At 74.3% G+C, this 24,857-nt stretch carries 21 protein-coding genes; 11 read left to right on the forward strand and 10 right to left on the reverse strand.

The window, feature by feature from the left end; genetic code table 11:
- Position 1 precedes the first annotated feature (1 nt).
- Positions 2-2,191, forward strand: a complete 2,190-nt coding sequence (locus IPL61_24360; protein MBK9034360.1) for a DUF1592 domain-containing protein — start codon at positions 2-4, stop codon at positions 2,189-2,191.
- The gene (locus IPL61_24365; GenBank protein MBK9034361.1) at positions 2,188-3,534 is read left to right on the forward strand and encodes a DUF1552 domain-containing protein; all 1,347 of its coding nucleotides are present in this window, start codon (positions 2,188-2,190) and stop codon (positions 3,532-3,534) included. The genes IPL61_24360 and IPL61_24365 overlap by 4 nt, the downstream gene beginning before the upstream one ends.
- A gap of 59 nt (positions 3,535-3,593) precedes the next feature.
- On the opposite strand, the gene IPL61_24370 is transcribed toward IPL61_24365, so the two are convergent.
- The 5 genes from IPL61_24370 to IPL61_24390 form a co-directional block, all read right to left on the reverse strand.
- Positions 3,594-3,989 (reverse strand): hypothetical protein, encoded by a 396-nt coding sequence (locus IPL61_24370; protein ID MBK9034362.1) that lies wholly within the window; start codon positions 3,987-3,989, stop codon positions 3,594-3,596.
- A 185-nt stretch (positions 3,990-4,174) separates the two neighbouring features.
- Positions 4,175-5,245: an alpha/beta hydrolase gene (locus tag IPL61_24375; GenBank protein MBK9034363.1), complete on the reverse strand. Its 1,071-nt coding sequence runs from the start codon at positions 5,243-5,245 to the stop codon at positions 4,175-4,177.
- A gap of 248 nt (positions 5,246-5,493) precedes the next feature.
- Positions 5,494-6,621, reverse strand: a complete 1,128-nt coding sequence (locus IPL61_24380) for an FHA domain-containing protein (protein ID MBK9034364.1) — start codon at positions 6,619-6,621, stop codon at positions 5,494-5,496.
- Between the two features lie 240 nt (positions 6,622-6,861).
- Positions 6,862-8,025: an aminotransferase gene (locus IPL61_24385; protein MBK9034365.1), complete on the reverse strand. Its 1,164-nt coding sequence runs from the start codon at positions 8,023-8,025 to the stop codon at positions 6,862-6,864.
- A gap of 10 nt (positions 8,026-8,035) precedes the next feature.
- Positions 8,036-8,722, reverse strand: coding sequence for a TetR family transcriptional regulator (locus IPL61_24390; GenBank protein MBK9034366.1), 687 nt, complete (start codon positions 8,720-8,722; stop codon positions 8,036-8,038).
- A 150-nt stretch (positions 8,723-8,872) separates the two neighbouring features.
- Here IPL61_24390 and IPL61_24395 point away from each other — a divergent pair, with 150 nt between their 5' ends.
- Both IPL61_24395 and IPL61_24400 read left to right on the forward strand, forming a co-directional pair.
- Positions 8,873-9,958, forward strand: a complete 1,086-nt coding sequence (locus tag IPL61_24395; protein MBK9034367.1) for an NAD-dependent epimerase/dehydratase family protein — start codon at positions 8,873-8,875, stop codon at positions 9,956-9,958.
- Positions 9,959-9,991: 33 nt separating this feature from the next.
- Positions 9,992-11,974, forward strand: coding sequence for a PilZ domain-containing protein (locus tag IPL61_24400; protein MBK9034368.1), 1,983 nt, complete (start codon positions 9,992-9,994; stop codon positions 11,972-11,974).
- A 165-nt stretch (positions 11,975-12,139) separates the two neighbouring features.
- On the opposite strand, the gene IPL61_24405 is transcribed toward IPL61_24400, so the two are convergent.
- Complete coding sequence (locus IPL61_24405) at positions 12,140-13,657, reverse strand: hypothetical protein (protein ID MBK9034369.1); 1,518 nt, start codon at positions 13,655-13,657, stop codon at positions 12,140-12,142.
- A 523-nt stretch (positions 13,658-14,180) separates the two neighbouring features.
- Between IPL61_24405 and IPL61_24410 the strand changes: the two genes are divergently transcribed.
- Complete coding sequence (locus IPL61_24410; protein MBK9034370.1) at positions 14,181-14,549, forward strand: DUF423 domain-containing protein; 369 nt, start codon at positions 14,181-14,183, stop codon at positions 14,547-14,549.
- Between the two features lie 10 nt (positions 14,550-14,559).
- Here IPL61_24410 and IPL61_24415 read toward each other — a convergent pair whose 3' ends face one another.
- The gene (locus tag IPL61_24415) at positions 14,560-15,450 is read right to left on the reverse strand and encodes a LysR family transcriptional regulator (GenBank protein MBK9034371.1); all 891 of its coding nucleotides are present in this window, start codon (positions 15,448-15,450) and stop codon (positions 14,560-14,562) included.
- Positions 15,451-15,662: 212 nt separating this feature from the next.
- On the opposite strand from IPL61_24415, the gene IPL61_24420 reads away from it, so the two are divergent.
- From IPL61_24420 to IPL61_24430, 3 genes are all read left to right on the forward strand, one after another.
- Positions 15,663-16,166 (forward strand): YkgJ family cysteine cluster protein, encoded by a 504-nt coding sequence (locus IPL61_24420; protein ID MBK9034372.1) that lies wholly within the window; start codon positions 15,663-15,665, stop codon positions 16,164-16,166.
- 120 nt (positions 16,167-16,286) lie between these two features.
- The gene (locus IPL61_24425; GenBank protein MBK9034373.1) at positions 16,287-17,117 is read left to right on the forward strand and encodes an outer membrane lipoprotein carrier protein LolA; all 831 of its coding nucleotides are present in this window, start codon (positions 16,287-16,289) and stop codon (positions 17,115-17,117) included.
- Positions 17,118-17,219: 102 nt separating this feature from the next.
- The gene (locus tag IPL61_24430; protein ID MBK9034374.1) at positions 17,220-17,468 is read left to right on the forward strand and encodes a hypothetical protein; all 249 of its coding nucleotides are present in this window, start codon (positions 17,220-17,222) and stop codon (positions 17,466-17,468) included.
- A gap of 7 nt (positions 17,469-17,475) precedes the next feature.
- Here IPL61_24430 and IPL61_24435 read toward each other — a convergent pair whose 3' ends face one another.
- On the reverse strand, positions 17,476-18,129 hold the full coding sequence (locus IPL61_24435; protein ID MBK9034375.1) for a ferritin-like domain-containing protein: 654 nt from the start codon (positions 18,127-18,129) through the stop codon (positions 17,476-17,478).
- A gap of 326 nt (positions 18,130-18,455) precedes the next feature.
- Between IPL61_24435 and IPL61_24440 the strand changes: the two genes are divergently transcribed.
- On the forward strand, positions 18,456-19,868 hold the full coding sequence (locus IPL61_24440) for a hypothetical protein (GenBank protein ID MBK9034376.1): 1,413 nt from the start codon (positions 18,456-18,458) through the stop codon (positions 19,866-19,868).
- Between the two features lie 203 nt (positions 19,869-20,071).
- On the opposite strand, the gene IPL61_24445 is transcribed toward IPL61_24440, so the two are convergent.
- Both IPL61_24445 and IPL61_24450 read right to left on the reverse strand, forming a co-directional pair.
- A complete protein-coding gene (locus IPL61_24445; GenBank protein MBK9034377.1) occupies positions 20,072-21,544 on the reverse strand; it encodes a hypothetical protein in 1,473 nt (490 codons plus the stop codon).
- The gene (locus IPL61_24450) at positions 21,541-22,203 is read right to left on the reverse strand and encodes a TetR/AcrR family transcriptional regulator (GenBank protein ID MBK9034378.1); all 663 of its coding nucleotides are present in this window, start codon (positions 22,201-22,203) and stop codon (positions 21,541-21,543) included. The genes IPL61_24445 and IPL61_24450 overlap by 4 nt, the downstream gene beginning before the upstream one ends.
- A 95-nt stretch (positions 22,204-22,298) precedes the next feature.
- On the opposite strand from IPL61_24450, the gene IPL61_24455 reads away from it, so the two are divergent.
- Both IPL61_24455 and IPL61_24460 read left to right on the forward strand, forming a co-directional pair.
- Positions 22,299-23,249, forward strand: coding sequence for a methyltransferase domain-containing protein (locus IPL61_24455; protein ID MBK9034379.1), 951 nt, complete (start codon positions 22,299-22,301; stop codon positions 23,247-23,249).
- A gap of 39 nt (positions 23,250-23,288) precedes the next feature.
- Positions 23,289-24,746 (forward strand): adenosylhomocysteinase, encoded by a 1,458-nt coding sequence (locus IPL61_24460; GenBank protein ID MBK9034380.1) that lies wholly within the window; start codon positions 23,289-23,291, stop codon positions 24,744-24,746.
- Positions 24,747-24,857 lie beyond the last annotated feature (111 nt).

Here is a 24,857-nt window from a genome sequence, read left to right on the forward strand (position 1 = left end):
CATGCGTCGCTCGCTCCTCCTCGTGCTCGCGATCGCGGCGGTCGGGTGCGGCGCCGACGACGGCGGCGGCGGCTACGACTACGCCGCCAGTCCTGCCGCGGCGCGCTTCGCCGACCACTGCGAGGTCTGCCACGGCGAGGCCGGCGACGGCGGCCTGGCGCCGCGGCTGCGCGACACCGACCTGTCGCTGGCGACGTTGACCTCGACCATCGCCGAGCGCATGCCGCCGAGCGATCCGGGCAGCTGCACCGGCGCCTGCGCCAGCGAGCTAGCCGCGTTCATCCGCGACGGCCTCCGCTCGTCGGCCCTGGCCTGCGACGTGATCCCGCCGGGGCCGCGCCAGCTCCGGCTGCTGACCCGACGCGAGTACCGCGCGACCGTCGCCGACCTCCTCGGCGCCGCGGCGCCGGCGATGACCTGCGCGCGCGCCACCGACTGCGCCTTCCGCGACGCCTGCGCCGCGGGCCGGTGCGAGCCCAGCGCCTGCGACGCGCACACGTTCGTGTTCGATCCCGGCGGCCGCACCTACGCCACCGTGCACGTCGCCGGCTCGTGGAACGGCTGGCCCGGCACCGCGGCCGGCGGCGGCTGGCCGCTGACCTACGCGCCAGCGACCGGGCAATGGACCGGCACGTTCACGCTCGGCGCCGGCGAGCACACCTACAAGTTCGTGCTCGACGAGCGCGACTGGGTCGAGGATCCGCGCGCCCCGACCTCGGTGCCTGACGGCTTCGGCGGTCGCAACTCGGTGGTGGCCTTGGCGTGCGCCGGCGGCGCCAGCGATCCGGTGGCGGCGGTGCCGATCGAGTCGCGCCCGACCGGGTTCCTGTTCGACACCAACGCCGCCGCGCAGGCGGTGACCGCGGGCCACGTCGAGGCCTACCTGGCCGCGGCTGGGCAGCTCGCCGACGACGCGGTCGCGCGCAAGGCCGCGCTCTACCCGTGCGACTGGGCCGGCGATCGCGCCGGTTGCGCGCGCGCCTGGCTCGCGGCCTTCGGGCGCCGCGCGTTCCGGCGCCCGCTGACCACGCCCGAGCTCGATCGCTACGGCGCGCTGGCCGACGCCGACGACGACGCGGGGCTCGCGACCGCGCTGCACGCGCTCCTGATCTCGCCGCACTTCCTGTACCGCTCGGAGCTGGGCGAGGCGCAGGGCGACGGCAGCTTCCGCTTGACCGGGTACGAGCGCGCGACCGCGCTGGCCTACGCGCTGGTCGGCAGCACGCCCGACGACGCGCTCCTGGCCGCGGCCGAGCGCGGCGAGCTCGACGACGTCGCCGGCCTCGAGCGCGAGGCCCGGCGGCTGCTCGACGATCCCCGGGCGCGGACCCAGGTCGGCGAGTTCGCGCTGCAGTGGCTCGGCGCCGAGGCGGTCGCGACCGCCGACAAGCGCCCGGACCTGTTCCCCGACTTCGATCCGCCGACCCGCGCGGCGCTGGCCCACGAGACCCGCGCGTTCGCGGCCCACGTCGTCTTCGACGGCGGCCACACGCTCGGCGAGCTGCTGACCGCCGACTACACGATCCTCGACCCGGTCGCGGCGCGGTTCTACGGCGTGGCCGCGCCGACCGATCCGACCGGCAAGGTCGCGTACACCGACGGTCGGCGCGCCGGCGTGCTCGGCCACGCCAGCGTGCTCGCCAGCCACGCGCACTCGGATCAGACCTCGCCGATCCGGCGCGGGCTGTTCGTGCGCCGCAACCTCCTGTGCCAGGCGCTGCCGCCGCCGCCGGCGTTCGCGGGCGGCGTGCCCGAGGTCGACCCCGGCGCGACCACGCGCGAGCGCTTCGCGCAGCACACCGCCAACCCGGTGTGCGCGGGCTGCCACCGCTTCATCGACGGCCTCGGCTTCGGCTTCGAGCAGTTCGATCCGGTCGGGCGCTGGCGCACCCTCGACGCCGGCCACCCGATCGACGCGACCGGCGAGCTGCGCGACGTCGAGCGCCTCGGCAGCGGCACGTCGATGCCGTACGCGACCGTGCCCGAGCTGGCGACCTTGGTCGCGGCCAGCGACGCGGCCACGACCTGCTTCACCCGGCAGTACGTGCGGTTCACGCGCGGCGTGCGCACCGGCCTGGCCGATCGCTGCGCCCGCATCGCCATGTCCGAGCGCCTGGCCGCCGCCGGCGGCGACGTGCGCGAGCTGATGATCGCGACGATCGTGTCGCCCGACTTCGGGGTGCGGCGATGACCCGGATCGATCGACGCGCGTTCCTGAAGCTCGGCGGCGCGGCCCTGCTCGCGGCGCCGTTCGCGCGCCCCGGCCGCAGCGTCTCGGCCCACGCCCACGCCGGCACCGCGCGCCGCCTGATCGTCTTCAACTTCCCCGACGGCGTGGTCGGTCCGTCGAGCGACGGCGAGCCCAGCCTGTGGCACCCGACCGGCGGCGAGACCTCGTTCTCCCTGCCGGCCGAGCTGGCGCCGCTCGAGCGCCACCGCGGCGCGTGCGTGTTCTTCCGCGGCCTGTCGATGGGGCCGGCCGATCAGGGCAGCCACCCCGGCGGCGCCAAGAAGCTCCTGACCGGCGTCGACGGCGGCAACGGCGTGTCGATCGATCAGCACCTGGCGGCGACCGTCGGCGCGACCTCGCCGTTCCGGCACCTGTACCTGGGCGCGATGGCCCGGCACAACGGCGCCAGCGGCGACAAGCACATCTCCTACGTCGCGCCCGGCATCACGGTCGCGCCCGACGACGATCCGGTCGCCGCGTTCGGGCGGCTGTTCGCGGGCGGCTCGACCAGCGGTGGCGGCCCCGACCCGGCCGCGGCCCGCGAGCTGAGCGTCCTCGACAGCGCCGCCGGCGAGCTCGAGGCCCTGCGCGGAGCCCTCGGCGAGCGCGACCGCGTGCGCCTCGAGCTGCACCTCGAGTCGCTGCGCGAGGTCGAGGCCCGGATCATGGCGACCGGCGGCGGCGGCGGCGCGACGTGCACCGACCCGCGCATCGACGGCGACGGCCTGACCCCGGCGACCCTGTACGCGCCCGAACGGTTCCCGCAGATCCTCCGGGCTCAGACCGACCTGATGGTGCAGGCGATGGCGTGCGGGCTGACCAAGGTCGGCGTGATCCAGGCCTCGCACCACACCAGCGAGCTGATCATGAGCCGGTTCGCGGGCACGCCCATGTACGACCCGGGCTTCGACATGCGCAGCCACCAGGCCTCGCACTACGGGCCGCGCCACGATCTCGCGCACCGCGAGTACCGCGACTACCTGGCCCAGCGGGTGTGGTGGGTCGAGCAGTTCGCGTACCTGCTCGACCAGCTCGCGGCCCGACCCGAGGACGGCGGCACGATGCTCGATCACTCGCTGGTGCTGCTGGCGACCGAGGTCTGCGACGGCAACACCCACGGCCACGACGACATGCCGTTCGTGCTCGCCGGCGGCGGCGGCGGCGCGATCCGCACCGGCCGGCTCTTGTCGTTCGACTACCGCCGCCACGCCGACCTGCTGGTCGCGCTGGCCCACGCGATGGGCGATCCGATCGGCGGGTTCGGCGAGGCGTCGAGCGGCCCGCTGCCCGGCCTGCTGGCCTGAGCGCGCGCGCGCGCGGCTTCTTCCTGGTGTTCAAGAAGAAGGCCGTCGCGCCGTAGCGATCACGCGCCCGGGCAGACCTTGGCCCAGCGCGCGGCCAGCGCGGTCCACGCGGCCTCGCCAGCGTGATCGCGGTCGAGCTTCTGCTTGGCCTTGGTCCACTCGTCGCTCTGGCACTCGGTGAGCGAGGGCGCCTCGGCCTGCTCGGCCCGGGCCTGCTCGGCCATCGTCACCGCCAGCGTCGCGTGGCGCATCGGCACGTCGAAGCTGCACAGCCGCGCCAGCTCGGCGGCGTCGGGGTGGCTGGCCGACCACGAGCACGCCTCGGCCGGGTCGGTGTTCGCGGCCAGCGCGGCCTTCGCGGTCGCGAGGTGGCCGGCGGCCTCGTCGCGGTCGAGCTTGTCGACGACCTGGTCGACCTTGTCGGCGGCGGCCTTTGGCCTTGGCCTTGCCGTCATCGCAGCCGGCGAGGGCGACGGCGACGAGGGCGGCGACGAGCGTGACGGGCAGCGTGCGGTGCATCGCGCGATGGTGCCATCGGTCGCCGGCGCGTGCACGCGGCGCGCGCGTCAGCCGGCGCGCAGTCGGGCGCCGACGTGCGCGCAGAGCGCCGACGTGCGCGCAGAGCGCCGCCGCGCGCGCCTCAGCCGGCGCGCAGTCGGGCGCCGACGTGCGCGCAGATCGCGTCGGTGGCGCGGGCGCAGGCCGGGCTCACGCCCGTGAGCAGCGTGAACCCGTGCACCAGCGCGGGCTCGTCGCGCAGCTCGGCCTCGACGCCGGCGGCGCGGAGCGCGTCGACGTAGGCGGCGCCCTCGTCGCGCAGCGGATCGAAGCCGGCGATGACCACGTAGGCGGGCGCGGCCCCGGCCAGGGCCGACGCGAGCAGCGGCGACAGCGTCGGCTCGCGCAGCCGCTCGGCCGACGGCGTCGCGCCCAGGTAGTGGCCGCGGTACCAGCGGATCGCGCGCGCCGCCAGGATCGGGGCGTCGGCCAGGCGGACGTGCGACGGGTACGAGCAGGTGAGATCGGTCGCGGGGTACAGCAGCGCCTGCAGCGCCGGCGGGTGCGGATCCGCGCGCACCGCCAACGCCACCACCGCCGACAGGTTGCCGCCGGCGCTGTCACCGGTCACGCCGAGGCGATCGCGGCGCACGCGCAGCTCGTCCGCGCGGGCCACGACGTCGCGGTACGCGGCGATCGCGTCGTCGGCCGCGGCCGGGTACGGGTGCTCGGGCGCCAGGCGGTAGTCGACCGCGATCACGCGCACGCCGCCGAGCGCCGCCAGCTTGCGACACAGGCCGTCGTGGGTGTCGAGGTCGCCGGTGACCCAGCCGCCGCCGTGGAAGAACACCAGCGCCGGGCCCGGCTCGGTGGCGCCGGCCGGCGTGTACGCGCGCGCCGGGCGCGGCCCGACGGCACCGGCGATCGTGAGGTCGCGGACGGTGACCGCCAGGCCGGGCGCGAAGTCCTCGACCACCGCGATCGACGTGCGCATGTGGCGCCGGGCCTCGGTCGGCGTCCGGTGCCAGACCTGCGAGTCGCGGGTGCGCCGGTCGAGCGCCGCGAGCACCGCGAGGTCCGGCTCGAGCCCGGCGTCGACCTCGGCGCGGGCCTGGGCGAGGAGCCGGCGGCGCAACGCCGGCGTGCCCTGGAGCACGCGCATCGCCCGGCGCATCAACCCGACCCTCAGGCGCTGGCGCAGATCAAGCTGCATGGCGGGAGCATCGCACGATCCGTCGCGCCGGCGGCCGCGCCGCCGGTCCCGCTGTGGTTCGCGGGTGGCGCGTCGGCGGTGGCGCCGCCGCGGTTCACGCTCGACGCGCGGCCGGGCGACCCGCGGTCGATCGGCCGCGGGCGAATCGGCCGTGCACCGGCGCGGCGCCGCGGTTCGGGTCGGTCGCCCGCGGTCACCCTCGACGACGCGCGGCGAGCGCCCCGTGCTCGAGCGGGCGTCCGTGCGCGCTACTTGCCGGCCATCGCGTCGGTGATCACCTTCTGCAGCGTCGCGGCCAGCACCTCGACCGAGGCCGAGCGCAGCTGCGCCAGGTCGAGCGCGACCGCGCCCTCCTTGTCGAAGCCCTTCTTGTCGATGTCGAGCAGCAGCTTGACCTGGGCGCCCAGGTACTCGATGCCGATCTTGACCTCGTTGATGCGGTTGCGGTGCTGGGCCGGCGGCATGAACCCGGCGTCGTAGCGCTGCGCGTGGGGCTTGGACTTCCACTCGCTGAACCGGTAGTCGAGCGAGCCCATCGCGTCGCGGATCCGCTCGAGGTCGGGGTTGCGCACGGTCAGGTCGAGCTCGACGTCGACGTCGGACGCCCACGCGATGTCGACCATCGCGCGCAGGCACCAGCGCACCGCGCGGCTCGACGACGCGACCCCGCTCGGCACCTCGATCTTGAACGGCAGCGGCAGCACGTCGCCCTTCATCGACTTCCACGGGCCCTGCCGCACCAGCACGCGATCCCAGACGTGGCCCTTGCTCGATCCGTCCTCGTGCCGCTCGACCAGCTCGACGGTGATCGACGCGACGGTCTCGTTGTCGAGCGCGGTGAACTCGACGAAGCCGTCGAGCACCGTGCCGGCCCAGGTCGTGTCCTGGCGCAGCGCCAGCAGGACGACGCCGTTGCCGTTGGCGTCCTGGCGGCGGTACGCGAAGTCCCGCGGCAGCGGCTCCGACGCCAGCGGCCCGGTCAGCGGCGCGGCGGCGGCCGCGGCCTGCTGGGCCTGGTGCTGGGCGAGCTGGGCCGCGAACGCGGGCGGCGGCGGCTGGGCGGCGATCGCGCCGCCGCCGGTCCACGCCAGCGCCAGCGGCACCGAGCCCAGCGACACCTGCATGCCCGGCGTCAGCGAGACGACGTTGGCGCCGATGTGCTGGCCGTTGACCCAGGTGCCGTTGGCCGACCCGAGGTCGCGGATGAACACCTGGCCCTGGCCCAGCCACACCTCGGCGTGGCGGCGCGACAGGCCGGGGTCGAGGAACGCGAGCTGCGACGCCGCGGGATCGCGCCCGACGAAGATGCGGTTGATCCGTGAATCGAGGCCGAGCTGCGCGTTGCCGAGCGTGACGACGACGGTGGGCTGACTCATGATCCGACATCATCGCAGAGGGTCACCCCGCTGCGGTGAATCGGGTGGGCAACTTCTGGCGATCCTGGGTAGCCGGTCGGGTACCCGGGCGCGCGTGGCTGGCGCCCCGAGGCCGACGCCGACCCGCACCGCGATCTTTGGCGGTGACGCACCAGCGTCAGCGTCGGCGCCAGGCCCCGAGCCGGGTCAGAGCGGCGTCGGGGGTCGCCAGCTCCTCGCAGCGACAGCACCGCGCCAGCGTCAGCGTCGGCGCCAGGCCGCGAGCCGGGTCAGGGCGGCGTCGATGGTCGCCAGCTCCTTGCAGAAACAGAACCGCACCAGCGAGCGCGGCGGATCGCTCGCGTAGAACGCGCTCATCGGGATCACGACGACCCCGGCCTCGGTCACCAGGCGCCGCGCGAACGCGACGTCGTCCTCCTCGGCGTGCATCCACCCGGCGACGTCGGCGACCAGGAAGTAGGTGCCGTCGCCGGCCATGATCTCGGCGCCGAGCTCGGCGAGCGCCGCGGCCAGGCGCGCCCGGACCGGCGCCATGGCCGCGGCCAGGCCGGCGTAGTGGGTGGCGTCGGCGCCGAGCCCGAGCGCGACCGCGTGCTGCAGGTTGGGCGGGGTCGTGAAGGTCACCAGCTGGTGGGCCTTGGCGATCGGGCGGATCATCGCCGCCGGCCCGCTGACGTAGCCGACCTTCCAGCCGGTCAGCGAGAAGGTCTTGCCGGCCGAGCCGATGCGCACGGTGCGGTCGCGCATGCCGGGCAAGGTCATCAGCGGCACGTGGCGGGCGCCGTCGAAGACGACGTGCTCGTAGACCTCGTCGCAGACCGCGTAGACGTCGTGGGCCACCAGCTGCGTCGCCAGCCAGGCCAGGTCGTCGTCGCCGAAGACCTTGCCGGTCGGGTTCATCGGCGAGTTGAACACCAGCAGCTTGGTGCGCGGCGACAGCGCCGCCGCCAGCGCGGCGCGCGGGAGATCCCAGCGCGGCGGCGTCAGGCGCACGGCCCGCGGCACCGCGCCCAGGCGCCGCACCACCGGCGCGTAGGTGTCGTAGGCCGGCTCGAGCAGGATCACCTCGTCGCCGACCTCGAGCAGCCCGAGGAAGCAGTCGAGCAGCGCCTCGGTCGCGCCCGAGGTGATCAGCACCTCGCTGTCGGGATCGAGGTCGAGGTCGTAGTGGCGGCGGGCGTGGGCGGCGACCGCCTGCCGCAGCGCCGGCAGGCCCATCATCGGCGGGTACTGGTTGTGGCCGTCGACGACGTAGGCGGCGGCGGCCTCGCGCAGCGCCTCGGGCCCGCGATCGTCGGGGAAGCCCTGGCCGAGGTTGACCGCCTGGTGGGCGCGGGCCAGCGCCGACATCGCCTCGAAGATCGTGGTGCCGGACGCGGCCAGGAGCGAGTTGGCGGGCTTCACGCGCCCGAGTCTACTCAACCACCGGCTGCGTGAGGGGGCCGGCGCGGCACAGACCCAGCAGCATCGGCCGCAGGCTGCCGCGCAGGTCGGTCTCGAAGTCGCAGCGCATCGTCGCGTGCTCGGGCCGGGCCAGCACGCCGCGCATGAGCTCGCTCGGGTGGGCCATCGGCCACAGGCCCGCGATCAGCGCGTGCAGGTAGCGCGTGAACGCGGTCGCGCGATCGTACGGGATCGCCGGCAGCGCGGCGTGCAGCGCGTTGCGGACCCGGATCGACAGCTCGAGCATGCGCGCCTTGAACAGCTCGGCCGCGGCCAGCGAGGTGTTGTGCTCGAGCACGCCGGCGACGATCGCGATCAGCTCGCAGGTGACCGGCCGCTCGGCGATGGTCCGGGCCAGCACCGCCGCGACCGTGTACGCGTCGTTGGTGCCGGCCAGCGGCGCGGCCGCGCGCTCGAACTCGGCCAGCCAGGCCAGCGCGTCCTCGCCCAGGAGCTCGAGCAGGATCTCCTCGCGGCTCGCGAAGTAGCGGTACACGTTCGACTTGGCCAGCCCGGCCGCGCGGGCGATCGCCGAGAGCCCGACGCCGCTGACGCCATCGCTGACCAGCAGCCGCCGGGCCGCGCCCAGCAGGTCCTGGCGGCGTTGCTCTTTCTGCTCGGGATCGCGGGCGCGGAGGAACGGCTGGCCGGAGGACATGAGAACGTGGTTCTTTTATATCAGGAGATCATTCCCTGGCAAGTTCAAATGCTTGCATGATCCGCATGGCCCTGCCGCGAGATCGGCCCTTGACAAGAGAACATCAGTCTCTTAATAAAAGACCATCGTTCTCTAATGGAAGGCCACCCGATGTCCACCGCGACTCCTGCCCCTGTCGATCCCACCACGCCCCCTGCCCCTGTCGATCCCGCCGCGACCACGGTCCTGGTGACCGGCGCGTCTGGCTTCATCGCCCAGCACACCATCATGGCGGTGCTCGCCGCCGGCTTTCGCGTGCGCGGCACCGTGCGCTCGCTCGAACGCGCCGACGAGGTCCGTCGGATCCTCGGCGCCCACGCCGAGCTCGGCGATCGCTTCGAGCTGGTCCGTGCCGAGCTGACCAGCGACGCCGGCTGGCGCGACGCCTGTCGCGGCTGCCGGTACGTGCTGCACGTGGCGTCGCCGCTGCCGAGCAAGCCGCCCAAGCACGCCGACGAGCTGATCGTCCCGGCCCGCGACGGCGCGCTGCGGGTGCTGCGCGCGGCCGTGGCCGAGCGGGTCGAGCGCGTGGTCATGACCTCGTCGGTCGCCGCGGTGCTGTACGGGCACGACCGCGACGGCAGCCGCACCTACGACGAGACCGACTGGTCCAAGCTCAGCGCCGAGGTCGGCGCCTACGAGCAGAGCAAGACCATCGCCGAGCGCGCCGCCTGGGACCTCGTCGAGGCGCTGCCGGCCGACCAGCGGATCGAGCTGGTGACGGTCAACCCCGGCCTCGTCCTCGGGCCGGTGCTGTCCGCGGACTTCAGCACGTCGGGCGAGGTGGTGCGGAAGCTCCTCAAGCGCGAGCTGCCGGGCTGCCCCGACATCGGCTGGGCCGTGGTCGATGTCCGCGACGTGGCCGCCGCCGAGGTGGCGGCGATGACCACCGCCGCCGCCGCCGGGCAGCGGTTCATCGTCGCGATCGAGCACGCGTCGATGAGCGACATCGCCGCGATCCTCGCCCGGACATTCGGCGGGCGCGGCTTCAAGATCCCGACCCGCAAGGTGCCCGGCTGGCTCCTCAAGCTGGTCAGCACCTGGGACCGGACCGCGAAGCTGGCGGTCCAGGAGCTGGGGAAGCGCCAGGACCTGTCGAACCAGCGCGCGCGCACGGTGCTGGGCTGGCGGCCGCGGACCCTCGAGGCGATGGTCGTCGACATGGGCGAGAGCATGATCGCCCACGGCGTGGTGTGACGGCGCGGCCGACGGCGCGGTACCCTGGCGGCGATGATCGCCCCGTGGCTCCGGCCGATGCTGTGGGGTGAACGCGACTGGGGGCAGGCGCTCGGGCGCGTCGCGCAGGCGCTCGGGCGCGGCGGCGATCAGGCGGCCCGCGCGGCCGAGCTGGGGCGGGCGCTCGAGCACGTCGTGCCCGATCGGCGACGGGCGATCGCCGTCTACGCCGGCGGGGGACCGGCCGAGCTGGCCCGGGCCCGGACGCTCGCCGTCGAGCTGGCGTGGTGGCCGGCGGTGGCGCGGCTGGCGCTGGCCGAGCGGCTCGCGGGCGGCGCCGCCAGCCTCGCGGTCGACGAGCTCGTGGCCTGGCTCGACGCCGGTGAGCCGATGCTCGCGGCGATCGTGGCGGTCGAGGCCCGGGCCGCCGCGCCGGGGGATCCGTACCTGGCCGCGATCGACGGCGTGCTCCGCGGCGGCGACGATCCGGGCGCGACGGCGGCGCGGCTCGAGGCCCAGGCTCCGCACGATCCGCGGGCGCTGGCCACCGCCGCGCGGCTGGCGCGGCTCGGTGGTGATCGGCCGGGCGCGCAGGCACTGCTGGCGCGCGCGGTCGCGCTGGCGCCGTCGGAGCCCGGCCTCGCGGCGCTGGCGCTGGCGTCGATCGACGACGAGGCGGCGGTCCAGGCGCTGGTGCGGACGCGCCTGCGCGATCGCGAGCCCGCGGCCTGGGTCGAGACCGCCCGCGGGCTCGGCCTGGCGCTGGTCGATCGCCCGGGGCTGCGCGGGCTCGGCCTGCGCCTGGTGCGCGCGGCGCTGACGCTCGCGTACGAGCACGGCCTCGGCGCGCCGCCGGGTCACCTGGCGATGTGGACGCTGCTGGCCGAGCACGCCGCCGCCAGCGCGACCCGACCGACGCTGCTGGCGCTGGCCGCGATCGGGCTCGAGCGCGAGCTGCCCATCGACGATCGGGTGTGGCTGGCCGCGCTCGGCGCCGACATCGCCTGGGACGACGCCGGCGATCTCGAGGTCGCCCAGGCCTGGGCCGCGGTGGTCCGCGAGCACGCGCCCGAGCACCCGAGCGTGCGGGCGATCGACGCCGCCTCGGTGGCCGAGGTCTTCGACGACGGGCTGGTCTACCTCGACCGCGCGTACGAGCCCGAGGCGACGCGGTCGCGCTCGCGCTCGATCGACGCGACGCTGTCGGCGCTGCGCACCGCGGTCGCGCGGGCCGACGACCCCGTGGTCTCGATCGACGTCGCGCTCGACGATCTGCACGAGTCGGCGCCGGCGCCGGCCGAGGCGGTCGCGGTCCTCACCGCCGCGGTCGACGCCACCGCGCGGGCCCTCACCATCGCGCACGCGGCCGCCGTCCCGCCGGTCGCGCCCGCCGCGTCCCCGACGTCGACGGGGCCGTCCGCGACGGCCGCTGCGGCCGCTGCGGCCGCGACGGCGGCGTCCCCGAGTTCGACGAAGACGGCGCCCGCGCCCGCCGCGGCCGCGACGGCGTCTGCGCCCGCGGTGAAGGCCGCGACGGCGCCCGCGCCGCCAACGTCCGCGACGGCGTCTGCGCCCGCGGTGAAGGCCGCGACGGCGCCCGCGCCGCCAACGTCCGCGACGGCGTCTGCGCCCGCGCCCGCCCGCAGCCTGATCCCGAGCTCGGCCCGCTCGGCGCTGGGCAAGATGCCGAGCCGGCTGCCGGCGCTGCCCCCGTTGCCGCCGCGCCCAGGGGCCCGTCCGCGCGCGCATCGCGTGGCCGTCCCGCTCGACGCCGTCCTCGAGCGCCCCGGCCAGCCGCCGCTGCCGGTGGTGTGTCGCGACATCTCGGTCAGCGGCGTGTTCGTGCTCACCGACGCCGCGCTCACGATCGGCGACGCGCTGGTGCTGGTCGTGCACACGCCCACCGACGAGGCCTGGACCGAGCACCGCCACCAGACCGACGCGCGCGTGGTCCGCCGCGAGCCGCACGGCTACGGGCTCGAGCTGGTGAGCCCGCCGGCGGAGCTCCTCGCCGAGCTCGCGCGCCTCGACGCCTGAGTCCCCAGAGGGTTCGTCGCCGAACCCTCCCCCGTCGGGGGCAAGCCCCGACAGGGCCCCTACCCAGGACCACCCAGGACCACCCAGGACGCGAGACTCCCGGTGCGTGGACCGGTGCTCGACTGAAGAAGAGCTACAGGCTCTGAGCCAGTTCGCCGCGCGGGCTCAGCCCTTGGGCTTGCGTCGCCGCCGGCGGCGCTCGGGCAGGATCCGTCGCAGCGCGCCGCCGATCAGCACCGCCGCCGCGACGATCACGCCGGTCGCGCGGGCCCGGACCTCGGTGGTCAGCGTGTCGGGCTGCGCGTCGACGACCCAGGCGATGCCGATCAGGGCGACCAGCCACGCGGTCCACCACGTGGGCTCGCCGTCGAACAGCGGCCCCGGGTGCTTGAACAGGTGGGCCCCGACGACGAGCACCAGCAGCATCGTCCCGGCGATGATCAAGCTGGGCACGTGCGGTCCGCCGATGATCGCCGTCACCGTGCGCAGCGCGAACAGGGTCACGCACACCCACCACGCCCGGCGCCGGCCCTGTTGCAGGCCGCGCGCCGCGACCAGCGTCGCCAGGCCGGCGGCGAACACCGCCACCTGGGCCAGCGGGCCGATGCGATCGGTCAGGCCGTGCGCGCGCGGGACCACCGACGCGATCAACGACAGCACGCTCGCGGCGAACGTCGCGATCGCGACCGCGTCGCGGCCGAAGTCGAGCGCGACCCGGCTCGGGCGCCGCGCCAGGCGGCTCCCGACCGACACGCCGACGAGCAGCATCGCGCCGGCGGCGATCGGCAGCAGGTTGACGATCGCGCGGCGGACCAGCAGCGCCGCCAGCGCCGCCGGGTGCGCGGCCGGCGGCACGAAGGCCAGCACCGTCGTCTCGTACACCCCCAGCCCGCCGGGCACCTGGCTGATCGAGCCGACCACGCTCGCGACCAGCCCGACCGTGACGACGGCCAGGTACGACAGGCCCGACGACGCCGGCAGGAGCGCGTAGGTGGCGTAGCCGGTCGCGAGCGTGTCGAGCACCGGCAGCACGAGCTGGGCCACGAGCTGGCCCGCAGTGAGCGGCGGCAGCTCGAACGAGCGGATCCGCAGCGGCGCGTGGCGGCGCAGGTTCCAGACCGCGTACACCACCAGCAGCGCGATCGCGGCCGGGCCGAGCCAGTCGAGCGGCGGCACCGGGAACGACGACGCCACCACCGGCGGCAGCCCCGCCAGCGTGAACACCAGCGCGAGCGACGCGGCGATCCCGACGTAGTAGGTCGACTCGTTGTAGACGGTGATGCGCCCGACCGCGCGCGTGTCGAGGCCGAGGTCCTGGTACAGCCGGATCCTCAGCGCGAAGCCGGTGACCGTGGCCACGCCCAGCGTCGACAGCGAGCGGCTGATCAGCGACGCGACCGCGACCTTGCGCGTGGCCAGGCGCGGGAAGCCGGCGAAGTCGACCGCGACGCGCTCGCGCACGATGAACAGGCCGTGGATCGTCGCGACCATCAGCGTCGCGACGACGATCCGCACGGTCGAGATCTGATCGAGGCCCGCGATCACCTCGTCGTAGGAGAACGTCGCCAGGAGCGAGCGCAGGCCGTAGGACAGCGCCGCGACCACCGCGACCGTGACCGCCGGCTTGATCAGCCGCCGCCACCGGAACGGCGGCGCGGACTCCTCGGGCTCCGGCGACGCCATCCGTGGCATCGTCGACGATCGCGCCCGCCGCGACAAGGCGCGCGGCCCGCCGCGGTGGACCGCCGCGGTCTACCCGCCGCGCCGCCGTGCCGGGGTGCGCCGCGCCGCCGCGAGTTGACCGCCGCGTCGCGGCGACGAGGTGCGCGGCCCGCCGCGGTTGCCCGCCGCGCCGCCGTGCCGGGGTGCGCCGCGCCGCCGCGAGTTGACCGCCGCGTCGCGGCGACGAGGTGCGGTGGACCGCCGCGGTCTACCCGCCGCGCCGCCGTGCCGGGGTGCGCCGCGCCGCCGCGAGTTGACCGCCGCGTCGCGGCGACGAGGTGCGCGGCCCGCCGCGGTCTACCCGCCGCGCCGCCGTGCCGGGGTGCGCCGCGCCGCCGCGAGTTGACCGCCGCCTCGCGGCGACGAGGTGCGCGGCCCGCCGCGGTGGACCGCCGCGGTTTGACCGGCGCGGTTTGACCGGCGCGACGACGTGCGCGGGCCGCCGCGGTTTGACCGCCGCGCCGCCGCGGGCCACAGTGCGCGCATGTCGAGCTGGCAACGCCTGTTCTCCGCGGGCGCCGCCTTGGTCGCGCTCGCGATCGTCGCCGGCGCGTTCGGCGCCCACGCCCTGCGCGATCGCCTCACGAGCGAGCGCCTCGCGGTGTTCGAGACCGGCGCGCGCTACCACATGTACGGCGCGCTGGGCGTGCTGGCGCTGGCGCTCGCGGTCGAGCGCGGCGTCGCCGACACCCGCCCGGGCTGGCTGCTGATCGCGGGCACGGCGATCTTCGCTGGCTCGCTCTACGCGCTAGCGCTGTCGGGCGTGAAGGTGCTGGGCGCGATCACGCCGATCGGCGGCGCCGCGATGATCGCCGCGTGGCTGTGGGTCGCCATCCGCGCCGTCCGCGCCTGAGCGCCCGCGGTCACAGCCCGCCGGACTGCCCGAGCTGCTCGGCGAGGTAGTCGAGGTACAGGCGCACCTTCGGCGCCAGGTTGCGCCCCGACGGGTAGACCGCGAACAGATCGATCGGCGCGCTGCGCCACGTCGGCAGCACCGGCACCAGCACCGAGTCGCCGGCGCACCGCAGCACGAACCCCGCGATGTACGCGATGCCCGCGCCGTTCCGCGCGGCCTCGTGCACCGCCAGCAGGTTGTTCGACGTCAGGCGCGCGCTCGGCGTGAGCTCGACCTGGCCCGTGGGGCCCTGGAGCGTCCAGGTCGCCAGCCGCGGCACCGGCGCGAACACCAGCAGATCGTGCTCGCCGAGCTCGTCGGGATCCGTCGGCGTGCCGCGGCGCTCGAGGTACGCCGGCGACGCGTACAGGCCCATCGCCAGCGTCGTCAGGCGCCGCGCCACCAGCGACGACTCGGGCAGCGGGCCGAACCGGATGCCGAGGTCGTAGCCCTCGTCGACCAGATCGACGACGCGGTCGGTCAGCTCGAGGTGCACGTCGATGTCTGGCTGCTTGGTCAGGAACGCCGCGGTCAGCTCACCGAGCCGGAACGCGCCGATGTCGACCGGCGCGGTGACCTTGAGCCGGCCGCGCGGCGTGGTCTGCATGTCGCCGACGAGCTGCTCGGCCGAGGCGATGTCCGCGACGATCCGCTGGCAGCGCTCGTAGTACGCCTGCCCGATCTCGGTCAGCGACAGCTTGCGCGTCGTCCGCTGCAGCAGCCGCGCGTCGAGCCGCTCCTCGAGCTGCGACACCTTCCGGCTCACCGTCGACTTCGGCAGCCCCAGCTGCTGCGCCGCCGCCGTGAAGCTCTTGGTCTCCACCACCTTCGCGAACACGACGATCTCGTTCAGATCCATGACCGCGCCATTGTATCGGCAACGCCGGACAGCCGGACGGGGACAGGCTCCTGGGTCTCAGACATCGAGAATTACTGGAGAATTTGAGGCTACCGCGGCCGAAAATCCTGAGGCTGGTTCGGAGAAACCAGCCGCGGTACGGTCGAATTTCAAAATGATTCTGCAATGTTAGATGGGTAGATCCTGTCCCCGTCCGGGGCTATGGTGGCGGGGTGGCGGACTATCTGGCGCTGGTGGCCAAGGTCGACGCGTTCGTCGGCCGGGTCGAGGCGCGCCACGGGGCGGACCTGGCGTGCGGCGCGGGGTGCGCGAGCTGCTGTCTGGTACGGTTGACGATCGCGGGGGTCGAGGCCGACGCGATCGCGGCGTGGTTGGCGGCGCGGACGGCGGCCGAGCGGGCCGAGATCGCGGCGGCCGCGATGGCGGCGGCGCCAGGGCGGTGCGCGGCGCTCGCCGACGACGATCGCTGCCGGATCTATCCGGTGCGGCCGCTGGTGTGCCGCTCGCATGGCGTGCCGATCCGCCTGCGTCGCCCGGGCGAGGCGCCGGTCGTGACCGCGTGCGCGCTCAACTTCACCGCGCACGGCCCGGCCGCGGCGGCGGCCGACTGCGTCCTCGATCAGGAGCTGGTGTCGACGACGCTGGGCGTGATCGATCGCGCCGCCGGCGGCGCCCCCGAAACGCGCGTCGACCTGACCGCGCTGCTCGTCGGGTAGCTCCGGGTCTCCTGGTCTGCTAACTCATCGATCTGGCACGGACCGGGGCATGAATCCCCTCGCGGCCACGTGCGTCTACTAGTACAACCGCGGCGTTCCCCCCCGCGCCGGAGCAATACGATGCACAAGACCCTCGCTGCCCTCCTCCTCTCCTCCTCGCTCCTCCTCCCCTCGGTCGCGCTGGCCCAGAGCCAGCCGTCGAAGAGCCTGTTCAGCTGGTTCCTGCCGGCCGCGGCCAAGCCGACCCGCGTCGCCGCCGCGCCCACCGCCGCCGAGGTCATGGCCGGCGTCCAGAAGTTCTACGGCGGCATCGGCCAGGTGAAGGCCAAGTTCCGGCAAGAGGTCACCAACACCACGTTCGGCCGCACCGACATCTCGGACGGCTCGCTGCTCATCAAGAAGCCCGGCAACATGCGCTGGCAGTACTTCTCGAAGAAGCGCAAGGGCAAGGTGACGATCGCCAAGGACTTCATCTCGAACGGCAACTACCTGTACGTCGTCGACTACGAGAACAAGCAGGTCATCAAGAAGGACCTGCAGAAGAACCTGCTGCCGACCGCGATCACGTTCCTCTACGGCAAGGGCGATCTGGCCGCCGACTTCACGCCCGCGCTCGAGGCCGGAAGCAAGTACGGCGGCAAGTCCGACCTGGTGCTGCGCCTCGTGCCCAAGTCGCCGAGCGCGCAGTACAAGACCCTCCACCTCGTCGTCGACCCGTCGAACTACCGCGTCAAGGAGTCGATCATCATCGACGCCGCGGGCAACAAGAACCACTTCCGGTTCTACGAGCCCAACTTCGACGCGCCGATCCCGGACTCGAGCTTCCAGTTCAGCGAGAAGAGCCCGGCCGTGAAGGCGTTCCGCGTCATCGACGGCGACAAGGACGAGGACAAGCCGTCGCCGCCGCCGACCACGGTGGCACCGCTGCCGGCCCCGGTCCCCGGGAAGTAACGATCGATCGGCAGCCCGGCAGGCACGCGGTGCCGAGCCGGGCCGCGACGTGAGGCTCGATCAGCAGCCCGGCAGGCACGCGGTGCCGAGCCGGGCCGCGACGTGAGGCTCGATCAGCAGCCCGGCAGGCACGCGGTGCCGAGCCCCGGCGTGACGATCGATCAGCAGCCCGGCAGGCACGCGGTGCCGAGCCCCGGCGTGACGATCGCTCAGCAGCCCGGCAGGCACGCGGTGCCGAGCCCCGGCGTGACGATCGATCAGCAGCCCGGCAGGCACGCGGTGCCGAGCCCCGGCGTGACGATCGATCAGCAGCCCGGCAGGCACGCGGTGCCGAGCCGGGCCGCGACGTGAGGCTCGATCAGCAGCCCGGCAGGCACGCGGTGCCGAGCCGGGCCGCGGCGCTGGCGCGGGTGGCGGTGGCGAGGTCGAGGAGCTGGCCGACGGTGGCGCGGGCGAGCGCCTGCTGCGCCGGCGTGATCGCGAGCGTCGCGAGCAGGCGCTGCCCGAGCTGCTGGTGGGCGAGCTCGTCGGGCTGGATGTACGCGCGGTAGATCCGCACGGTCTCGTCGTCGCCGCGGGCCGCGCACGCCGCCATGAAGTTGACGTTGACGCCGAACGCGATCGCCTCGAGCGTGAACAGCCCGGCCGCGACCCGCTCGACGGTGGTCGCCAGGCCGCGCAGGTACGCGAACATCGGGTTGCCCGCTGGCGGCGCGAACGCGGTCGCGTCGCCACCCAGCGCCGCGAGGCGATCGGCGACGAGGTGAAAGTGGTTGGCCTCGTCGCCGGCCTGGCGCGCGAACGCCAGCTTGACCGCGAGCTCGGGCGTCGTCGGCATCCAGGTCGCGGCCAGCTCGCTGACGTTGAGCTCGTTGGCCAGGGCGATCTCGAGGAGCGCGCGCGGATCACCGGCGGCGCCGCCGTCGAGCGAGGTCTGCCCGGCGGCGAGGATCGGCGCCAGCCGCTCGGCCTGGAACGCCACCAGCGAGTCCACGAACGCGGTCGAGTCCATGCGCTCACCCTACGCGGCTCCGGCGACCTCCGCGCCGAGTTTCGCCGCACGGATCAGCGCGATCGGTCGTGCGGGCGCCTCAGCGCGAACAACGCCTCGCTCGGGCGCAGATCTGCGCGACAGGCGTCTCGCGGCGGGCCAACGCCCGCGACGGTGGCTGATCGGGTTGCCAGTTGGCGCCCCAGACACATGCTTCAAGCAACTGGAATCGCTTCCGATTCAGGCGCCGGCCGGGACGAGGTGTCGCTCTGGGCGACAGCGCGGCGGCCCCGAAGTCCTCGAGATGCTGGCGCGCCGGCCGGCACGACCCTTGCTGAACTGGCCGCATGCTGCGCCACCTGCTCCCCGCCGTCGCCGTCGTCTCGCTCGCCGCCTGTGCCCTCGACGCCGGCAGCGACGAGCTCGCGGTCGTCGACGGCTCGGCCGAGGCGGTCGGCGTGCTGCGGTTCCTCAACTCGGCGGCCGCCGACGTCGCCACGCTCGACGACGCCGCGGCGCTCGACGTCCGGGCGGCGCGCAACATCGTCGCCCACGTCCGCGGCGTGGACGGCGCGCTCGGCACCGCCGACGACGACCTGCTCGGCGACCTGGCCGAGCTCGACGCGATCCCGTACGTCGGGCCGGTCGCGATCGATCGCCTGGTCGCGTACGTGCGGACGATCGGCGGCGTGCCCGACCTCGACGTCGAGGGCGTGCTGCTGACCCAGGCCGAGGCCGCGGCCATCGTCGCGGTCGCCAGCGGCGCCACGCTCGCCGAGCTCGACGACGCCGCCGGGCTCGACGCCCGCGCGGCCCGGGGCCTGGTCGAGCGACGGCCGTTCGCCGACGTGTTCGCGGTGGCCGCGGTGCCGTACGTCGGCGCCAGCGCCCTCGAGAAGCTGCGCGTGTTCGCGGCGGCGTGGCAGGCCCCGCCGACCACCGCGTGCGATCCGCAGCTCCGCGCCGGCATGCGCGCGTGCGTCGAGGCGCAGCTCGCCGACGACCCCGGCCTGGCGATCGACGACGCCGCGGCGATCTGCGCTGACGCCGAGCTGCTCGGCCCAGTGTTCGACGCGGCCTGCGGCGGCGCGCTGCCGCCCGGGTTCTGCGCGCTGTCCTACGAGGCGTTCTACCTGACCGCGGTGCCGCCGTGCGTCGACGCGCTCGCCGCCGAGCTCGCGCCGCTGTGCCGGGCGCAGGCCGACTGCGGCGCGGCGCCGATGCGCTGCAGCGGGTTCGCCGCCGACGAGACCTCGGCGCTCGGCGGCTGCGTCGACATGCGCGCGCGCCCGGGCGAGGGCGACGACTGCCACGCCCACGCCGACTGCGGCGCCGGCCTGATCTGCGCCGGGCTCACCCTCGGCGGCGGCGGCATCTGCGTCGCCGACTGGATGCAGGCCAGCTACACCACCGACCTGCCGCGCGTGATCCCCGCCGGCGCCGGCGCGGCGATCGCGTCGACGCTCCTGGTCATCGGCCAGGCGTCAGTGCCGATGGACCTCGAGGTCTCGGCCGAGCTGACCGGCGTCGACCCGCGCCGCGTGCGGCTGGTGCTCGCCGATCCCAGCGGCGTCGAGGCCGTGGTCTGGGACGGCGCCACCGGCGGCAGCGTGCTGCCCGCGCGCATGATCGCGCTCGGCGCCATCTCGCGCGACGACAACGTCAACGGCACCTGGACCCTCACCGCGACCACGCTCGGCGCCGGCGCCGCCGGCGTGCTCACGAGCTGGCAGCTCCACGTCACCAGCCGCTGGGACTGAGCGGCGCCGAGGTCCGTCGCTTCCTCGCGACACCGCGGGGCGCGACGGGCACGGCGATGCCCGCGATCGCGCCGCGGCGCGGTCGCCGGTCGCGCGGGTCACCCCAGCCGCGCTCCGTCGCTCTCGACGGGGCGCACGCCTTCGCCGCAGCCGGCGAGATCTCATGGGCGATCAGCGCGCGACCGCGTCTCGGCGCCGCGCGCTCACGTCGCTACAGTTCGCCGCCGCCGGCGGGCGCGGCCCGCGACCGCGGCGAGCAGCGCGAGGCCGAGCGCGACCACCGGCGCGTCGCCGACGCGGGCGTAGATCGTCGGCACCGGCGTGACCGGGACGGTCGCGAGCATGACGTGGTCGTCGCCCTCGTCGGCCGCCATCGTGGCGCGCGTGCGGCCGTAGGCGTCGTAGGCCGCGGAGGTCGCCCAGCGCACCGAGCGCACGAGCGAGAAGCCGCCGCTGATCGCGCCGATCCGGGCGATCTGCGTGTGGTACGGGTCGATGCCGCGCCAGTCCGACGACGGCACCACCACCAGCCCGGCGCCGAGCCGGCCGTGCGCGCGCGCGGTGGCGGGGAAGTCGTAGTCGTAGCAGATCGCGCCGGCGCCACGCCCCCACGGGTGATCGTGCGCGATCAGCGGCGCGGTGCCGCGCAGCGACGGCTCGCCCGGCACCGGGTGGTGCTTGCGGTAGGTCTCGATCGGCGCGCCGTCGGCGCCGAGCCACACGTACTTGTTGTCGAACCGCGGCGGCTGCGCGCGCACGAGCACGCCGTAGGCCAGCACCAGCTCGACCTCGAGCGTGCGCGCGAGGTCGACGCCGCGCGCGATCAGCCGCGGCTCGTCGGCGGGCTCGACCACGGTCGCGACCTCGTTCCAGACGATCACCTGGGCGCCGCGCGCCGCGGCCGTGCGCGTGCGCGCGAACAGCTCGTCCTCGTTGGCTGCCAGCGCCGAGGTCGACGGCAGGCCGTCGACGCCGGGCCCGACGTCGGTGACCACCGCGGCCACGCGCACCGTCGGGCCGCCGGGGTGCGCGAACAACCGCACCGCGCCCCACGCGTGCACGCCGCCGACGAGCGCCGCGGTCGCCAGCGCCGCGCGCACCCGGGCGCGGGTCGCGCGCGCACCGAGCAGCATCGCGATCGTCGCCGGCACCAGCGCGACCACCAGGCCGATGCCGGCCACGCCCAGCACCGACGCGAGCTGCAAGAGCGCCAGGTTGTCGACCTGCGTCGACGCGGCCGTGCCCCACACGCCCAGCGGCGAGCCCGCGAACGTCAGCCACTCGCCCAGCCCCGACAGCGCGACGAAGGTCGCGACGCCGGCCAGCTCGCCGGCGCGTCGACGCGCGGTCTCGGTCGCGAGCAGGACCAGCCACGCGGTCAGCGCCGACGGCAGCGCGAACGGGATCGCCATCGTCCACGGCAGCGGCGCGGTGATGATCTTGAGCACCTGCGCGAACGTCGCGACCGCCAGCACCGCCAGCACCAGCAGGCGCGGGCGCCAGCCGTCGGCGCGGCGCATCACCAGCAGGAACGGCACCGGCGCGACCCACGCCGCCAGGCTGACGCCCCAGCGATAGGCCGACATCGCGACCAGCACCGCGCCCAGCGCCAGGAGCGCGCGGGTCGACGTGGACGCGATCGGTGCCGACGAGCGAGACATCACGGGCGTGCTCATGACGGGTCCTTTCCGGCCGTGGCGACGAGCCCGGCCCACACGATCTCGAGCTGCTGGCGATAGGCGGCAGCCACCGCCGCCGGCGCGCGCCGCGCCAGGATCAGCGGCACGCCGAAGAACACCGACACCAGCGCCAGCAGCGCGGCGTCGGCGTCGAGGTCCGCCGGCAGCTCGCCGCGCGCCTGGGCCGCGGCGATCCGCGACGGCAGCATGCCGTCGAGACCGATCGCCTCGATCGCCTCGACGCCGGCCTTGTCGGGGAACGCCAGGCGCTTCTCGAGCGCGGTCAGCGGCGTCGGCGCGACCTTGTCGCCGAGCCGCCCCTGCACCGCGATCAGCTCGCCCATCACCCGCGGGCTGGTCGCCACGTCGCGCGCGGTCGACTCGAAGATCGCCTCGATGGCGGCCCGCGGGCCCCGGGCGTCGGCGGCCGCGGCCTCCCAGCCGACGCCGATCGACCAGACCTGGACGAAGTAGATCGCCAGGTCGGCCTTGGACGGGAAGTGGTTGTAGAAGGTCGCCTCGGAGATGTCCGCGGCCTCGGCCAGCTCCCGGACCCCGATCTCCTCCAGCGGCCGCTCGGCCAGGCGATCCCGCAGCGCCGCCAGCAGGTCCAGCTTGGTCTGCGCCAGCTTCCGTTCGCGGCGGCCCTCGTTCATGAACATATAGATAGCTCTAAATTTATAGTTGTCTACAATATTATCGTGCTTCGTTTGTAGTTGCCAATATGCGCATGATGGAATAGAAGAAGGGAGTGCAAGCGGCTCGCGCAGACCTGTTCCGGCTCCTCGGCGACGAGGATCGGCTGCGGCTGCTGGCGCTGTGCGCGGAGGAAGAGCTGACCGTGGGCGAGCTGGCGGCCCTGCTCGGCGAGAGCCAGCCCCAGGTGACCAAGAAGTCCCAGGCGCTGCGCGACGCCGGGCTGATCGTGGCGCGCCGCGACGGCACGCGGACGCTGCTACGCGCCCACGCCACCACCGACGTGGTCGTCGACGCGGCGCTGACCGAGGGCAAGTCGATCTGCGCCCGCGACGGGAGCCTGGCGCGGGTGGCCCACGTGGTCGCGCAGCGCGAGGAGCACTCGCGCCGGTTCTTCGACGCCGGCACCCTCGCCGAGCCGCCGCCGGCGCCCGGCGCCGAGCTGCTCGGGCTCCTGCCGATCTTCGCGCCGCTGCTGCCGGGCTCGGCCCTCGCGGTCGACCTCGGCACCGGCGACGGCCCGCTCTTGCCGCTCCTGTCCCCGCTCTACGATCGCGTGATCGCCGTCGACCGCAGCCCGGCGCGCCTGGCCCGCTGCGCCGCGCGCATCGCCGCGCTGCGGTTGCCGAACGTCGCGCTGCGCGAGGGCGACGGCGACGACGCCGACCTCGCGGTCGAGGTGTCGCAGCGCGGCGGCGCCGACCTGGTGTTGATGGCGCGCGTGCTCCACCACGCGGCCCGGCCCGACGACGCGATCGCCGCCGCCGCGCGGCTGGTCCGCCGCGGCGGCCACCTGATCATCGTCGACTACCTGCCCCACGCCGACGAGGCCATGCGCGAGCAGGGCGACGTCTGGCTCGGCTTCGAGCCGGCCCGCCTGCGCGCGTGCCTGGTCGGCGCCGACCTCGAGCTGGTGGCGCTGGCGCCGCTCTACACCTCCGACCGACCGGCCCTGCAGGTCGCGATCGGTCGCAACCCCGCTGTGCCGCGCGACGCGCGCGACTGATCGCTTTTCGAAACCAACGACCCCGAGCTGGAGCACCCCATGGACATCCGCACCGAGTTTCCCGCGTTCAAGATCAAGGACATTGGCCTGGCCGAGCTGGGCCGCAAGAAGATCCGCATGTCCGAGAAGGAGATGCCGGGCCTGATGGCGCTGCGCGCCGAGTACGGGGCCGCCCAGCCGCTCAAGGGCGCGCGCGTCGCCGGCTGCCTGCACATGACGATCGAGACCGCGATCCTGATCGAGACGCTGGTCGCGCTCGGCGCCGAGGTCACCTGGACCTCGTGCAACATCTACTCGACCCAGGACGAGGCCGCCGCCGCGATCGCCAAGGCCGGCGTGCCGGTGTTCGCGTGGAAGGGCGAGACCCTCGAGGAGTACTGGGCCTGCATCGGCCTCCAGCTCAACGCGTTCAAGGGCGGCCACGGCCCCAACATGATCCTCGACGACGGCGGCGACCTGACGCTCCTGGTCCACAAGGGCGCCGAGTACGAGACGGCCGGCGCGGTGCCGAGCCCGTCGACGGCCACCAACGACGAGTGGCGCACCGTGCTCACGGTCCTGACCGAGAGCCTCAAGGCCGACAAGCAGCGCTTCACCAAGCTCGCGGCCGAGATCAAGGGCGTCTCCGAGGAGACCACCACCGGCGTCCACCGCCTCTACGAGATGGCCAAGCAGGGCCAGCTGCTGTTCCCCTGCATCAACGTCAACGACTCGGTCACCAAGTCGAAGTTCGACAACCTCTACGGCTGCCGCGAGTCGCTGTTCGACGGCATCAAGCGCGCGACCGACGTCATGGTCGCGGGCAAGGTGGTCGTGGTCGCGGGCTACGGCGACGTCGGCAAGGGCTGCGCCCACGCTGGCCGCGGCCTCGGCGCGCGCGTGCTGGTCACCGAGATCGATCCCATCTGCGCGCTCCAGGCCGCGATGGAGGGCTTCGAGGTCGTGACGATGGAGGAGGCGGCGCCCCAGGCCGACATCTTCGTCACCGCGACCGGCTGCTGCGACGTGATCCGCAGCGAGCACATGCTGGCGATGAAGGACGAGGCGATCCTGTCCAACATCGGCCACTTCGACAGCGAGATCCAGGTCGCCTGGCTCGAGGGCAACAAGGAGATCAAGGAGGAGAACATCAAGCCGCAGGTCGATCAGTTCATCTTCCCCAACGGCAAGCGCATCACGCTGCTCGCCCGCGGCCGCCTGGTCAACCTCGGCTGCGCCACCGGCCACCCGTCGTTCGTGATGTCGAACTCGTTCACCAACCAGGTGATGGCGCAGATGGCGCTGTGGGCCAACGCCCAGCACGGCAAGGACACGATCACCGGCATGTCGTTCGCCAAGGGCACCGTCTCGGTCCTGCCCAAGAAGCTCGACGAGAAGGTCGCGCGCCTGCACCTCGGCAAGGTCGGCGTCCGCCTGACCACGCTGACCGCGGCCCAGTCCGAGTACCTCGGCGTCGCCGTCGACGGCCCGTACAAGCCCGACCACTACCGCTACTAGTCACCTCATTCCCCATGAAAAGAAGGCCGCCGGGTGACTCCGGCGGCCCTTCTTGTTCTGCAAACTCGACTCAAGGACTCCTCAACGCTAGAGTTGATGCCCGTCTGTCAA

The organism is Myxococcales bacterium (assembly GCA_016717005.1).
In the GTDB taxonomy this organism is placed as follows: Bacteria; Myxococcota_A; Polyangia; order Haliangiales; family Haliangiaceae; genus UBA2376.